The organism is Streptomyces sp. JN8, from assembly GCF_055808075.1.
Map to the genome: position 1 here is coordinate 613,109 of NZ_CM147852.1, position 14,354 is coordinate 627,462.

The window sequence follows — 14,354 nt, forward strand, 5'->3', positions numbered from 1 at the left end:
GACCCGCGGGTCACTCGTCGATGAGGCTGGTGGTGTCGGAGAACTGGGCCAGTCGGAAGACCACGAACTCGGCCGGCTTGACCGGCGAGACGCCGATCTCACAGACCACGCGGCCCTGGTCGATGGACTCCTGCGGGTTGTTCGTGCGGTCGCACTTCACGTAGAACGCCTCGTCGGCGGTGCGGCCGAACAGCGCTCCCCGGCGCCACTCCTCCATCAGGAAGGCGGTGACGTTGCGCCGGATGCTGGACCACAGCCGGTCGTCGTTGGGCTCGAAGACGACCCACTGGGTGCCCAGGAGGATCGACTCCTCCAGGTAGTTGAAGAGGCGGCGCACGTTCAGGTAGCGCCAGGCCGGGTCGGAGGAGAGCGTGCGGGCGCCCCAGATCCGGATGCCCCGGCCGGGGAAGGCCCGGACGCAGTTGACGCCGATCGGGTTCAGCAGGTCCTGCTCGCCCTTGCTGAGGCGGATGTCCAGGTCGACCGCGCCTCGGATCACCTCGTTGGCGGGGGCCTTGTGCACGCCGCGCTCGGCGTCGCTGCGCGCCCACACGCCGGCGACGTGACCGCTCGGCGGGACGGTGGTGTTGCGTCCGAGGGCCGGGTCGAAGACCCGCACCCAGGGGTAGTAGAGGGTGGCGTACCGCGAGTCGTAACCGGCCTCGTCCATGCGCCAGTCGCGCACCTGCTGGGCGTTGAGGCCGGGCGGGGTGTCGAGGACCGCCACGCGGTCGCCCATCTGCTCGCAGTGCGCGATGACGGCGAGCTGGACGGTGCGCACGCCCTCGGCGTCGATGTCGCCGCGCTGGTGGGCGCCCATCAGGTCGGGGACCGCGACCATGGTGATCTCGTCGATGGTCTCCAGGCCGCCGAAGCCGGTGCGGGCCGCCGCGTCGCCGACGTACTCGGCGGGGTCGATGCGGGCCACGTCGGCGGCGGCCGGGGCGGCGGGGACGCCGGGCGCGTCGGGGATCGCCAGGGTCTGGGTGCCGGGGCGGGTCTGGGGGGCGCCGCGCTGCTCGGTGACCTCGATCAGCTCGGAGGCGCGGGCCTGGGTGACCAGGTAGCCCTTGACGTTCTTGCGGGCGGACGCGTCGTAGGTCTCGCCGACCTGGTCGCCGCGGCGGACCAGCAGCCGGAAGCGGTCCTCCGGCGGGTTCTCGCCCTCGGGGTCGACGACCTCGACCGAGACGCCGGTCACGCCCGGCTTGGCCGCGATCAGGAAGCCGCCGAGCTCGACCGGGCGTGCGGCCCCGGTCTCGCGGTCGGGCCGGCCGGCGGCGGCGGACCGGGCGCCGGACTCGGCCGAGCCGCCGATGCGCACGACGTACGCGGCGCCGCCGCCGTTGGAGAAGTACCCGTAGAGCGCGTGGGCGAGGTAGGTGCCCTCGGTGAAGCCACCGAACGCCTGGGTGTACTGGTCCCAGCCGGTGACCAGGGTCGGTGTGTGGAACGGCCCCTTCTCGGCGAAGCCCACGAACGCGGCGACGGCCGTGCCGACCCCTTCGATCGGCCTGGCACCGGACTGCACCTCCTCCACATACACACCCGGGGTGAGGTACGTCGGCATGCTCGCTCCTTCACGTTCTTGCGGCCTCGCGATGACCTGTGTCCAGGTCGAGTCTGTTCGGCCCGCGGCCCGACCGGCAGGGACCGGGAGACCTGCCCGGGGGCAGCGCCTCTGCCTGAACGGGCGGTCCGGGGTGGCCGCCCGGACATCACTGGGGACTGCCCGCACGCTGCCCGTTCGTCCCTGGACGCGCAGCCGGGCGGGCGGTGTGCTGGAGCGTCGTACGACGGGCGCCGACGAGGAGGCAGCTGTGCAGACCCCCAGGCCGCGCATCGATCGGGTCGAGGAGCGCCGGTCGGCGCGCGACCGGTCCGGACCCCGGCGGGAGGGCCCGGGGACCGGCGCCGCCGTCCCGCCCCCGCTCACGGCCGACGTGCTGCGGGCGGCCCAGGGCGGCGCCGGGAACGCCGCGGTGAGCGGCATGATCGCCCGCCGGGCGAGCGCCGGGCCCGCCCCGGCGCAGCAGGACACCGGGGTGCGGGAGGTGCTGGGCTCGGCGGGCCGGCCGCTGGCCGGTCCGGTGCGCTCGGAGATGGAGTCCCGGTTCGGCACGGACTTCTCCGGCGTGCGGCTGCACACCGGAGCCGCGGCGGCCCGCTCGGCGCGGGCCATCGGGGCGCGCGCGTACACCTCGGGCAGCCATGTCGTCCTCGGAGAGGGCGGCCGGGACAAGCACACCCTGGCCCATGAGCTGACCCATGTCGTCCAGCAGCGGCAGGGCCCGGTGTCCGGCACCGACCGGGGGGACGGGCTGCGGATCAGCGACCCCGGCGACCGCTTCGAGCGGGAGGCGGAGAGCAACGCCCGGCGGGTGCTCTCCGGACCGGTGCCGGTGGCCCGCGCCGTCGAGGACCACGGCACAGGGCACCACGCGGGCGACGGGCACGACCACGGACACCCGGGGCACGGCACGGCGCAGCGCGCGGCCGACCCGGACTCCGTGCAGCGTCTGGTCGGCTTCGAGGTGGAGCTGAGCGTGCCGAGCTTCGCCCAGCACGACACGACGGACATGAACACGGTCGGCGGCCGGGCGCCGTCGGCCGACCTCGGCGGCTTCTTCCACGGCGGCTTCGGCTACGCGGCCACCGTGATGAGCGAGCCCAACCTGACGATCCTCACCGACCACAACTCGCTCGCCCGCAGGGCCGCGCACCTGTACGCCGTGCTCTGCGGGCTGGCGGGCGACGGCGGGCAGCCGGTGGCGACCGGGCGGCCAGCCTCCTCGCTGAGCAACCTGGAGTACGTCACCGCGCCGTTCGACGAGATGGCGCCGGGCTCCGACGTCGCGATCGGGCAGGTCGCCGACCGGATCGACGCGCATGTGAACGAGATCTTCGGGAACGACCCGAAGCACCGCGCCTCCCGTGTGCCGGGTTCGCCCGTCGCCGCGACCGGTACCCCGCTGGCGGCCCTGCGCGAGTGGCTGGGCCCGGAGCTTTTCGCCAGGGCCGACGTGCAGAAGGCGATCGCGGACTTCCAGAACGACGTGAAGCGCGAGATGTACATCCAGGCCACCATCGGCGTGCTGCCCTCCGGACTGCCGTCGCTCTACAGCTTCCAGACCCAGGTCAGCCACGATTCGCGGCGGGCCGCCGGCAAGGAGCACATCGCGGACGGCTGGCGCGACGCCGCCGCCGCCATCAACCGCGCGGTGCCGCAGCTGCGTTCCGACGTCGTGCCGCACCTGCTGCCCGGCCTGGAGAGCGGCGACCAGCAGGCCCTGACCGGCACCCTGGCCCTCGGCCTGTCGTACGCGATCGGCTCGGCCATGATCGAGGCGGGGGTGCGCGGGCCGACGGCCTCCACGAAGAACGCGGTGCCGTTCCTGCTCAAGCTGGCGAACCTGGGCGGCATCCGGAGGGCCGCGACCACCGACACGCTGCGGGAGAGGGTCGTCGGGCAGGACGTCCTCCAGCAGCTCGCGTCCTGGCTGCACAGCCAGGTCCCGGAGACCGGTGTCGGTCACTGGCAGGGGCTGCTGGCGAGGTACCCGGCCAACAGGGCGAACCCGGCCGGGCCGGCGTACGGCCACGGTGCCACCGGGGTCGTCAACACCGCGCAGATGCTCGACAGCCTCCTCAACGGCACCGAGAACTTCCCCGTGATCGCGCCTGGCAAGGCGCTGCCGCAGGCCGACGAGCCCAACGCCGCCCTCGTGCCGCACATCGGCGGCCAGAAGGGCGCCCCGGTCGAGATGCGCTGGCTGACCACGCGGGCCACCGAGGCGGGGCAGCTCAGGTCCATGTTCAAGACGATCACCGACGAGGCGCGCAAGGCCAACCTGGCGACGGTCCCGTCGGCGGAGAGCGCACGGATCTGGGCGGCGGCCACCGACCCCGGCGCGGCACCCGCCGCGGGCAGGCAGGGCGTGCACCAGGCCGAGATGATGGAGATGTGAGACGCGGGAGGGGGCCCGGTCCGGCGGACCGGGCCCCCTGGGGTCGGGCACCCTCGGACGCGGGCCCCTCGCGTCGGATCCCTCCCTCAGGCTCCCGCGGCCTCCGCCAGGTACGGCCCGAACTCGCCCTCCAGGACGAGCCGTCCGAGCTTGCGGTACTCCTGGGCCACCGCGGTGACCACCTGCCCCATGGTGAGCGGCTCCCCTGACTCGGCGGCGAGATAGGCCGCGGTGACCGCGCAGGCACGGATCGAGCCGCCGGCCAGTTCGAAGCGGTCAGCGCAGAAGGCGAGGTCCAGGTCCTCGCTCCGGGGCAGCCGGGAGCCCAGGCACCGCTCCCACAGCGCGAGGCGCTGTTCCGCCTCCGGCACGGGGAAGTCCGCCACGACGTCCAGGCGGCGGGTGAACGCCTCGTCGAGGTTGGCCCGCAGGTTGGTGGTCAGCACCGCGATCCCGTCGAAGGACTCCATGCGCTGGAGCAGGTACGCCGACTCGATGTTGGCGTGCCGGTCGTGCGCGTCCTTGACCTCGGAGCGTTTGCCGAAGATGGCGTCGGCCTCGTCGAAGAGCAGGACGGCGTTGACCGCCGACGCGCCGGTGAAGATCCGTTCCAGGTTCTTCTCGGTCTCCCCGATGTACTTGTCGACGACCGTCGACAGGTCCACCACGTACAGGTCCATGCCGAGGTCGGCGGCGACGACCTCGGCGGACATGGTCTTGCCGGTGCCGGACCCGCCGGCGAACAGGGCGACGACCCCGCGCCCCCGGCCGCCGCCGGGCCGCATCCCCCACTGCCCGAGCACCTGCTCGCGGTGGCGTGCGCGGAGCGCGAGTTCGCGCAGCCGGCGGTGGGTGGTCGGCGGCAGCACCAGGTCGTCCCAGCCGACGGCCGGCTCCACCCGGCGGGCGAGCCGGTCGAGTCCCGCGCCGTTCTGTGCCCGCACGGCGGTCCGCAGGTCGTCGGGCGCCACCGGGCGGCCGTCCAGGGCGGCGGTCCGCACGGCCGCGTCGGCGGCCCGGCGCAGTTGCCCGGAGTCCAGGCGGTGGGCGGCGACGGCACGGGCCAGCGCCGCGACGTCGCCGGTCGCCGCGCCCCCGTCGCCGGCGGCCCGGTCGAGGGCGTGGCGCCAGCGGGCGGCCTGGCGTTCCGGAGAGGGCGGCCCGACGTCGAGGACGACGGGGGTGTCGGCCGCCCAGACCGGGTCCCAGCCGGTCGTGCCGTGGGTGAGGAGCGGGAGACCGCGCAGCGCGGAGCAGAGCGACGCGAGGACCCGCTCCCGTTCGACGGGTTCGCCGGGCAGCGCGGTCAGCGGGCCGAGGACGACGCCGGAGCCGGTCAGCCGGGCCTCACGGGCGAGGACCCGGGCGAGCGCGGGCACGTCCGCGGGGCGCCGGGCGAGTGCCGCCGCGTCCAGGACGAGGGTGCCGAGCCCGGCGTCGGCGAGGGCGGCGGCTGCCAGTCCCCCGGCGTCGCCGCCCCGGCCGCGCAGATGGACGAGTCCGACGCCGGTGGTGGCGGCCGCGGCGGCGCGGCGGACGTCCGTCGCCTCGGCGGTCGGGTCCGCGCGGACCTCGTCGAGCACCCCGGTGAGGCGGGCGTCGGGCCGGCCGTCGCCGAGGAGGTGGGCGGTGATGCGGTCGGGCACGGCCAGGACCCGGGACAGCGGGGGCCGTTCCGGTTCGGTGACCTCCAGGAGACCGTGGTCGACCAGCGGCGCGCCGGGGGCGAGCCGGAACCGGGCGGGCGAGGTGCCGTCGAGTCCGCACAGCTCCAGGGCCAGCCCGACGGTGGGCCGGCGGCGCGTCAGGTCGTCGTTGAGATAGCCGTAGAGCCGCTCGAAGCGGGCGTCGAGGTCCGGGGCGGTGGCGACGAGGAGCAGGTCCACGTCGAGCGGGGTCAGACCGAAGCGCTCCGCGAGGACGCCGAGGAGGGACCCGGCGGGCGGCCGCCAGGGCTCCGCCCGTGGCAGGCCGAGGCCGGGCGGCTCGTCCAGGATCCGCGCGGCGGCGTCGGGTGCCAGGTACTGGCCCCGGTAGGGATCGTCGGGGTCGGGGTCGACGGCACGGCGGGCGGCCACGGCCTCCCGCACGCGCGCTTCGACGGCGGCGAGCCGCGTCCACAGGGCGTCGGGGGCGCTGGGCCGCCGGGCGCCGGGCCCGCCGCCGGTCAGGGGTTCGATGGTGTGCGTCACGGCTGCCGGTCCCCTCTGCGTCGTCGGCGGGCCGGGGCGGGCGGGCGTTCGCGGGGGCCGGTGAACCCGTCGCGGCCGGGGTCGGCGACCTCGGTGTAGCGCAGTCTGCGACCCTGGTCCGCCTCCTCGGGGGCGCCGTCGCGGGCGGCCACCGAGCGGACGACGAGTCCTTCGGTGACGGGGGGTGCGGCGGCCTTGGCCACCCCGGCGAGCGGGGCCCACACCCGTACCCCGAGGGAGGCCTTCATCTCCCCGCCGAGCGCCGACCAGACGTCGGCCGCGGCCGGCGCGTCCATGACCGGTCCGGCGGCCTCCAGGCCGACGGTCAGGCCGAGTTCGGCGAGGGAGCCGGTGAGCAGCGGTGCGGGGAGCGCGTCCTGCGCGACGAGGGCGGCGAGGACCTGGGAGAGCAGCCGGTGCTCGTCCTGCGGGCGGTTGGCCCACGCGGTCACCAGGTAGGTGAGCTGGAACCAGCGCGGCGGTGAGCGGCGCGCGACGAGGTGGCCGTCCTCGTCGTAGACCTCGCCGGTCCCGGAGCCGCGCCGCAGGGCGTCCTCGCGGATGTCGTAGAGGAACACGCACACGGTGGGGGCGCTGCGGCGCGCCGCCCAGTCGCGGGTGGGGGCGTCGAAGGTGACCTCGATGCCCGAGGCCTCCAGGCCGCTGCCGTTCAGCAGCCGCCTGAGGCCCTCGTCGACCTCGTGGATCACCGGCGGGTCACCCCGTCCGGCGGCTGGACGGTGCCGCTGACGACCAGGAAGTCGGTCTTCACCGGGGAGAATCCGGGGCCGGAGGCCGTGATGGTGCGCGGCCCGGTCTGGTCCTTGGCGAGGATGAGGAGCTGTCCGATGAACGTGCCGTCCGCCTTCGGGAAGGTCGGCGAGGCGGCGGCGGTGATTCCCGGGTTCCAGCTGAAGCGCACCGGGACGCCGGGCGGGAAGTCCACGCCCCGGACGGAGGTGACGAATCCGGGCTTGCCGATGTCGGGCACGGCGACGATGCGCGGCTGGAGGACGCGCAGCCGCTCCCGGGCGGTGTTGTCGCTGCGGTCGGCGTCCGTGCCGGTGGTGTCGAGCACGGCCGTGACGCGGGCGGTCATGGCCTTCTTCGGGCTGAGGACGACCCGCAGGACGGCGGTCGTGCCCGGGGTGAGGTCGGGCAGCGCGCACGCGCCGTTCCGGTCGCAGCCTGCCGGGAGTCCGCCGTGGGGCACCCCGGCGGGCAGTCCGATCCTGAGCCGGAGTCCGGTGGCGAGCGCGTTGCGGCCGTTGCGGACGCTGTACGTGACGACGACGCGTCCGCCGACGTAGCCGGGTTCGGGCTGGACGGTGATCCGCACCCCGGGTCCGGCCTTCGGCGCGGGGGGCTGCGGGGGCCGGGTCGGGGTGGGCGTCGGGGTCCGGGTGGGGGTCGGCGTCGGGGTCGGGGTGGGCGTGGGGGTCGGGGTCGGCGTGGGGGTAGGCGTCGGGGGTGCCTCGCGTACGGGGATCACGCTCCGGCCGTCGTTGTCGCCGGGCCGGGGGTCGAGGACCGCGCCGGTGACCGACCAGTCGACAGGTGCGTCGCCGGCGGTGACGCCGGTGAGCGTGACGTCCACGGGGACCTGGGCTCCGGCCTCGACGACGCCCAGGTCGCACTGGAGGGAGGCGGCGTCGCAGGTGCCGCCGGGCCACTCGATCCCGGTGATCCGCACACCGGACGGCGGGACGACGGTGAGCCGGGTGCCGGGCGAGGCGGCGGGGCCGTGGTTGACCACGTGGACGGTGACCGTGCCGGACGCGCCGACGGTGACGTCGGGCGTCGTGCCGGGTGCCTCGACGGCGAGGTCCACGGACTGCTGGACGGTGGGTTCCTTCTGGCGTCCGGCGAGCTCGGCGGTGAGCGGGGTGACGTCGCCGGAGCCGACGTCCAGGACGTTCAGCTTCTCCGGGCTGTTGACCGCGGCGGCGGCCCGGGAGCTGAAGACCAGCCTCTTGCCGTCGGCGGTCCAGGCGGCGTCGCGCGGCTGGTGCGGACCGGTGAGCGTGGTGTCCGGCAGTTCCCGTTCGCAGGCGCCGTCCTGGCCGCGGGCGGCGGTGGGCAGCAGGACCTGGCAGGCGTCGCCGGACAGGGTGGTCAGGAGGAGGCCGTTGCGCTCGTCGATCCGCCCGCCGCCGTTCTTGCGGTTGAAGGCGAGGGCGCGTCCGTCGGGCGAGAAGGCGGGGCTGTCGTCGATGACGTCGCAGTCGCGCGGGCAGTGCGTCGCGCTCAGGTCGCGCTGTCGGGTCGGGTCGGCGACGGACGCGGTCCACACGTGCTTGCTGCCGCCGCCCCCGGCGGTCTGCCGGGCGCGGGTGAAGGCCAGGGTGGTGCCGTCGGAGGACCAGGTCGGCTGGGCGTCCCGGCCGCGGAGTTCACCGGCCGGGGGCACGATCTCGCCGGTGATCCGGCCGGTGGCGACCTCGGCGAGGAGGATGCGGCTGTCTCCTGCGGCCTCGCCGACCCCGCCGGGCGAGGTGCGGGTGAAGGCCAGGCGGGTGCCGTCCGGGGAGAACGTCGGGTCGGTGTCCCAGTCCCGCGGGCCGCGCCCGTCGAGGGGCATCGGCGCCTCGTTCGTACCGTCGGCGTCGGCCGTCCAGATCCGCTCGATCCGCGCGTCGTCGGGGCCCTCGAAGCGGGTGAGGACGAGGCGGCGCCCGTCGGGGGTGTAGTTCTGCCGTTCGGTCCACGGGTCGAACGGGGGCGCGGGCCGGAAGAGCGGATCCTTGGCGGGGTCGGTGTTGGTGTCGGCCTGGGGGTCCTCGCGCAGGATCTTCCGCTCCAGGTCGCGCGGGTCGGAACCGTCCGTGCGGATGTCCTGGAGGGTCGCCGTGTGCGCGGTCGCCGCCGAGCTGCGCTCGACGATCGCGTGGCCGCCCTCGGCGGGGCCGATCCAGGTGGGCGAGAGGACGTCGCGGTCCTCGTCGAGCACCAGGGAGGGTTCCCGGTCGGCGTGCACGACCGACCGGAAGACGTGGTCGTAGGGGGTCCTGCAGGTGCAGGTGGTCTCGGGGCTGAGGAACACGATCCCGTCCCCGTCGGGCAGCCATGCCGCCCCGTGGCCCTGCCAGTTCGCGTACGCGCCGGTGAACAGGGGCTCGTCGGTGGTGCCGTCGGTGATCCGCAGCCGCTGCCTGGTCCGCCCGTCCTCGGTCGTGGTCGACGTGTACGCGATCCACGCGCGGTTGACGTCGTCGTCGACGGGGTTCCAGGCGGGCTCGGAGGCGGTGCCGCGGGCCGGGTCGGTGAGCCGGGTGGGGATGCCGCCCGTGAGGGCGCGGACGTAGATCTGCCGTCCGGCCAGGGGGTCGGCGTCGCTGGAGTAGGCGATCCGGGCGCCGTCGGGGGAGACCGCCGGGTCCTCCTCGCTGGCGGGCGTGTCCGTCAGCCGGGTCAGCCCGGTGCCGTCGGTGCGCACCAGCCACAGGTCGCGCTGGGAGCCGCCGGCCGGGTCGGCTGCGTCGAAGAGCACCGACCCGCCGTCCGGGGTGAGCCGGGGGCGGGCCGCGTCCAGGCCGCTGGTGAGCCGCAGGACTCCGCCGTCGGCGCCCCGCAGATAGATCTGGGGGTGCTTCTCGTCGCGGCGGCTCGCGAAGACCAGTCGGTCGCCGAGGGCGGACGGGTCGGTGTCGTAGTGGGTGGGTCCCGCTCCGAACAGCGGGGTGCTGGAGTCGGTGGAGGCCGGTTCGCCGAGGCTGCGGTGGCCGGTGCCCGCGTAGGCGATGCGGGTGGTCTCGGCGGCGTCCGCCGCGGCCGCCGCGGTCCGGGGGTCGTCCGGCCCGACCACGCCCGTCGCGCCCAGCAGGGGGACGAGCAGCAGGAGCGCCGAGGCGAGTCTCCCCCGGCGGTGCCGTCCACCGGGGCCAGCGGTCTTCATCACGGTGCCCTTCTCCGTCCGGTGCGGCACCGGGAGGTGCCCCCCGTCATCGTGCGGCGGCGGCGCACGCGGCGGGAGGGCCCGGGGGCCGCACCCGGGGGAAGGGCGGGATGCACTTTGGGGCAGCGCCGCCTTCCCTCCGGCTGTCGCGCCGGCCGCCGGGCCGCGGTCCCGACGGGACGGTCATATCAGCCCGTTGCGGAGCGCGTAGCCCACGGCGTGCGCGCGGTTGCGCAGTTGGAGGCGGGTGGTGATCTCGTGCAGGACGTTCTTCACGGTCCGCTCGGAGTACGAGGTCTTGCGGGCGATCGCCGCGGTGTCCAGGCCCTCCGAGACCAGGCGCAGCATCTCCGCCTCCCGGCTGGTGAGGGTGGAGAGGGGCAGGGCGCCGGGGTCGAGGGCCGCGCGGCGCAGGCTGCCGACGTGTCCCAGTAACTCGCCGAGCAGGTCGCCCGGGAGCACGCCCTCGCCGTTGGCCACCGCCAGGACCAGCTGGACGAGCTGGTCCTGGTCGGCCTCGGCGCGGCGCAGTACCGCCGACACCCCGCACTCGACGACGCGCTGGAGCGCCCCGACGCCGAGGGTGCCGATCACGAGTCCCGCGCGGGTGGCGCCGTTGTAGCTCAGCCGGGTCAGCAGGGCGGTCACGTCGTCGTCGAGGGCGTCGACGACGACCAGGGAGACCTGCGCGTTCTCCGCGTCCGCGTCGTCGACGAGTTCGGTCTCGGGGCGCTGGCGGAGCTGTTGGACGACGCCGACCCGCAGCACGGGGTCGGCGGCGTAGACCGCCACGGTGACGCGGCGCGGGCGGCCGAAGCCGGCGGCATGGGGGTCCGGGTGGCCCCGGACGGCGTCGTGCGCCGTACTGCCGGTCGCGACCGGCCTCTTCTCCTCGGTGCGGAACATCGGGTACCTGTTTTCCTGAGTCGGTGGGGGGAAGGCGGACACGACACGAGCCGACCACGGGCCGGCGGTGTGTCGAAGGCGGCTCTCCAGACTAGAAATCCATTGTTACCGGAGAGTTGACTTGTGCTTGCCGGGCAGCCGGGCTGCCCGGACATTGCCCTCGCGTGCCTCGTACGGATCTGTCAGGTCTCCTACGGTGGGGCGGGTGACGCCTTCCGCAGCCTCCTCCGGTCCCGGTGCGCCCGGCCTCGACATCCCGGCCGTGTCCGTGACGCCGGGTGACATCGCCACCACCACCCTGACCGTCCGCAACGACAGTGACATCGTCGAGGCGTACGACCTGAAGGTCGTCGGTGACGGTGCCGAATGGACCACCGTCGAGCCCGAGCGGCTCTCCCTCTATCCCGGCACGTCCGAGACGGTGACGCTCCGTCTGGCACCGCCGCGCTCGCCGGAGACACGGGCCGGCGAGCTGCCCCTCGGTGTACGGATCCTTCCGAACGAGCAGCCCGAGTCGGTCAAGGTCCTGGAGACCGTGGTGCGCGTCGGCGCGTTCCACGAGCTGCGGACCGACCTCTCGCCACGCCGCCGGCGCGGCTGGCTCCGGGGCCGCTATCTGCTGGCCGTCCGCAACCAGGGCAACACCCCGGTACGGGTGGGGTTCACGCCCGGGCAGGCGGGCGAGGAGCTCCGGTTCGCCTTCACGCCGGCGGAACCGGCGCTGGAGCCCGGCGAGTCGAAGGAACTCCGGCTGCGGGTCCGCACCGCGAGCCCGGTGTGGTTCGGCGACCCCGTGGTCTGGCCGTTCACCGTGGACTCCCGTGAGACCGGCGAGCCGGAGCAGACCGAGGACCGTGCCGAGGAGCCCCACGCGGCGCCGACGCTGGACGCGGAGTTCGTCCAGATACCGGTCTTCCCCAAGTGGCTGCTCCTGCTGCTCGCGGCGCTGCTCGCGCTGCTGATCGCCTGGTTCACGCTGGTCCGGCCGGCCGTGCGCAGCGCCGCCGAGGAGGCGGCCACCCAGGCGGTGCAGCCCCGCCCGATCCCGACGGAGAGCGGCTCGGACGGCTCCTCCCCCGGCCCGGGCCGGCCGTCCGGCGGCAGCAGCCAGAAGCCGGGAACGGGCGGTGGAGTGGGCGGCGGGGACGACGGTTCGACCGGCACGGACGACGGCACCGCGACCGGCGGGGGACGGCAGAGTTCGGCCACCATCGACCTGAGGTCGGGAGCGGGACAGTCCAGGACCGGGACGTACACGGTCCCCGAGAAGACCGTGTTCGGGATCACGGACATCGTTGTCGCGAACTTCCAGGGCGACGAAGGGGTGATGACGATCACCTTCGGGGACCGCAAGATCACTACGATCGCGCTGGAGACGTTCCGCAACCAGGACTACCACTGGGTGACTCCCATCAGGATCGGCGCGAAGGACACCGTCACCATCGACGTGACCTGTACGAAGCCCGGTACGCCCGCGACGGGACAGCAGGCGCGGGAGTGCCACGAGGTCGTCAACGTGAGTGGTGCGCTCAAGAGCACCGAGTGATTCCGACGTTACCCGTCCACGGCATTATCGATCGGCTTCGATCGCAGCTGTAAAGTCCGACATATCTTTCGGCCTGAAATCGTCAGACCAGGACTCGAAACACGCATCAGCCCCCACGCACCCTGGTGTTCGTGGGGGCCGACACGTGTGCGGCCGCCGGTCCCGGAAGCGCCGAGACACGTAAGCGGCTCGCCACCGGACCCCCACCGCGTCCGGACACCGGGCCCTGCGGGGACACTGGCACCCCACGAACCCGAGAACGGGGTGTACGCACACATGACGACCGGCACGGACAGCACGACGTGGTTCCGCAGGTACTCCGGCACTCCCGCGCCCCGGCGCCGGCTGGCGGTCCTGCCGCACGCGGGCGGTTCCGCGAGCTTCTTCCACTCCTGGGGCAGTGCCTTCGACGGCGACACCGAGGTCCTGGTGGCGCAGTACCCCGGACGCCAGGAGCGGTTCAACGAGCCGTTCGTCGACCGGATGGACGTGCTTGCCGACCGGGTCACGGCGGCGCTGCTGCCGTTCGCGGACGTGCCCCTGACGCTCTTCGGCCACAGCATGGGCGCGTCCCTGGCCTACGAGGTGGCGCTGCGCCTGGAGGAGCGACACCGCGTCACGCCCGCCGCCCTCCACGTCTCCAGCCGCAAGGCCCCGCACCGGCTGACCCCGCTCGACCTGCACCGGAAGGAGGACGACGAGCTGGTCGCCGTACTGCGCGGGCTCGGCGGGACCGATACCGCCCTGCTGGACGACCCGGACATCCGACAGCTCGTGCTGCCCGCGGTCCGGGCGGACTTCACCGTGGTGAGCACCTACGGACCCCGCGCCCCCACCGCCGTCGGCTGTCCGGTGCGCGCCTGGATCGGCGACACGGACCCGAACGTGGCGGTACGGGACATGGACGCCTGGGCGGATGTCGCACCCGAGGGCTTCCGGGTACGGGTCCTGCCCGGCGGCCACTTCTACCTGCTCCAGCAGCACGAGACGCTGATGCGCGAGCTCTCGGGTCACCTGGCCGGAGACCGCTGACGCAACCCCGGGGGTGGCGCGTCCCCGGGAGGACGTCAGGGGATGGCACGGACGATCACCAGTGATCCCTCGTAGACGGGCCGGCGGCGGAGGTGGCCGAAGCGCTCGTCCCACTCCCCCGACCGGAGTTCGCGGCGCAGGGTCGTGTCGAACTCCTCGCGGACCCGGTCGTCCACGAAGCTCCAGGCCGACCCCGCCTGGCGGGCCGACGGGTCCAGGAGCTTCTCGGGTCTTCCGTAGTACGCCTCGTCGAAGGTGTCGGTGCAGTCGAGGGGAACGGGGACGCTCCGCACCTCGGCGGAACCCCCGAGGACGGCGGTCAGCTCGGCGATCGGCGGATGACGCCGCGCTTCGACGGCCAGGACCTCGGGGGCGTACCGGTCCAGCCAGAACGAGCGGACGCGCGAGGGGTCGGTGGCGAGGACCACGACGGGGCCCCGTGTCACGCGGCGCAGTTCCCCGAGCCGCGAGAGCGGGTCGGAGACGCCGGGGGCGTTGCAGAGCATCATCGCCGCGTCGAACCTCCCGTCGCCGAACGGGAGTCGCGTGGTGCCGAGGCCGGGCAGCGCATCCGGGTCGAGGACCGTCCGGGCGGACCCGAGGGCCTCGGCCACGACCTGGGCGATTCTCTCGTCGGGGCCCGGGCGGGGCGTGCCGCCGCGCGGGGAGCCGCCCGCGCGGTGGCGGGCGGCGGAAACGGTGGTCATCGGGGCTACCTCGTCTTGTCGCCGGGGAATCGGTGGGACACGGGTTCCCGGGACGCATCCGGCGGTGGTCGGGTGGGTCGGCGCCACCTCTCCGCCGGGCCTGTGCGA

The 14,354-nt window shown here is 74.5% G+C and carries 9 protein-coding genes; 3 read left to right on the top strand and 6 right to left on the bottom strand.

The genetic code is table 11. The features are described 5' to 3' along the window. Positions 1 to 10 precede the first annotated feature (10 nt). A complete protein-coding gene (locus ACY0MR_RS02900) occupies positions 11 to 1,570 on the bottom strand; it encodes a phage tail sheath family protein (protein ID WP_473558892.1) in 1,560 nt (519 codons plus the stop codon). Positions 1,571 to 1,820: 250 nt separating this feature from the next. Between ACY0MR_RS02900 and ACY0MR_RS02905 the strand changes: the two genes are divergently transcribed. Next, positions 1,821 to 3,968, top strand: a complete 2,148-nt coding sequence (locus tag ACY0MR_RS02905) for an eCIS core domain-containing protein (RefSeq protein WP_473558894.1) — start codon at positions 1,821 to 1,823, stop codon at positions 3,966 to 3,968. 86 nt (positions 3,969 to 4,054) lie between these two features. Here ACY0MR_RS02905 and ACY0MR_RS02910 read toward each other — a convergent pair whose 3' ends face one another. From ACY0MR_RS02910 to ACY0MR_RS02925, 4 genes are all read right to left on the bottom strand, one after another. Continuing rightward, positions 4,055 to 6,148, bottom strand: coding sequence for an AAA family ATPase (locus ACY0MR_RS02910; RefSeq protein ID WP_473561665.1), 2,094 nt, complete (start codon positions 6,146 to 6,148; stop codon positions 4,055 to 4,057). A gap of 8 nt (positions 6,149 to 6,156) precedes the next feature. Beyond that, positions 6,157 to 6,870 (bottom strand): Pvc16 family protein, encoded by a 714-nt coding sequence (locus tag ACY0MR_RS02915; protein ID WP_473558897.1) that lies wholly within the window; start codon positions 6,868 to 6,870, stop codon positions 6,157 to 6,159. Further along, complete coding sequence (locus ACY0MR_RS02920; protein WP_473561667.1) at positions 6,867 to 10,055, bottom strand: hypothetical protein; 3,189 nt, start codon at positions 10,053 to 10,055, stop codon at positions 6,867 to 6,869. The genes ACY0MR_RS02915 and ACY0MR_RS02920 overlap by 4 nt, the downstream gene beginning before the upstream one ends. Before the next feature lie 183 nt (positions 10,056 to 10,238). Then, positions 10,239 to 10,961: a helix-turn-helix transcriptional regulator gene (locus tag ACY0MR_RS02925; RefSeq protein WP_404081479.1), complete on the bottom strand. Its 723-nt coding sequence runs from the start codon at positions 10,959 to 10,961 to the stop codon at positions 10,239 to 10,241. 205 nt (positions 10,962 to 11,166) lie between these two features. On the opposite strand from ACY0MR_RS02925, the gene ACY0MR_RS02930 reads away from it, so the two are divergent. Further along, positions 11,167 to 12,507: a COG1470 family protein gene (locus ACY0MR_RS02930; protein ID WP_473558899.1), complete on the top strand. Its 1,341-nt coding sequence runs from the start codon at positions 11,167 to 11,169 to the stop codon at positions 12,505 to 12,507. Between the two features lie 276 nt (positions 12,508 to 12,783). Then, a complete protein-coding gene (locus tag ACY0MR_RS02935) occupies positions 12,784 to 13,539 on the top strand; it encodes a thioesterase II family protein (protein ID WP_473558901.1) in 756 nt (251 codons plus the stop codon). 35 nt (positions 13,540 to 13,574) lie between these two features. Here ACY0MR_RS02935 and ACY0MR_RS02940 read toward each other — a convergent pair whose 3' ends face one another. Next, positions 13,575 to 14,246 (bottom strand): SAM-dependent methyltransferase, encoded by a 672-nt coding sequence (locus ACY0MR_RS02940; RefSeq protein ID WP_473558903.1) that lies wholly within the window; start codon positions 14,244 to 14,246, stop codon positions 13,575 to 13,577. Between the last annotated feature and the right edge of the window lie 108 nt (positions 14,247 to 14,354).

Excerpts from the sequence above, each read along its gene's own strand:
- ACY0MR_RS02925 (WP_404081479.1), bottom strand. The coding sequence starts at position 10,961 with ATGTTCCGCACCGAGGAGAAGAGGCCGGTCGCGACCGGCAGTACGGCG.
- ACY0MR_RS02935 (WP_473558901.1), top strand. The coding sequence starts at position 12,784 with ATGACGACCGGCACGGACAGCACGACGTGGTTCCGCAGGTACTCCGGC.
- ACY0MR_RS02940 (WP_473558903.1), bottom strand. The coding sequence starts at position 14,246 with ATGACCACCGTTTCCGCCGCCCGCCACCGCGCGGGCGGCTCCCCGCGC.
- ACY0MR_RS02900 (WP_473558892.1), bottom strand. The coding sequence starts at position 1,570 with ATGCCGACGTACCTCACCCCGGGTGTGTATGTGGAGGAGGTGCAGTCC.
- ACY0MR_RS02920 (WP_473561667.1), bottom strand. The coding sequence starts at position 10,055 with ATGAAGACCGCTGGCCCCGGTGGACGGCACCGCCGGGGGAGACTCGCC.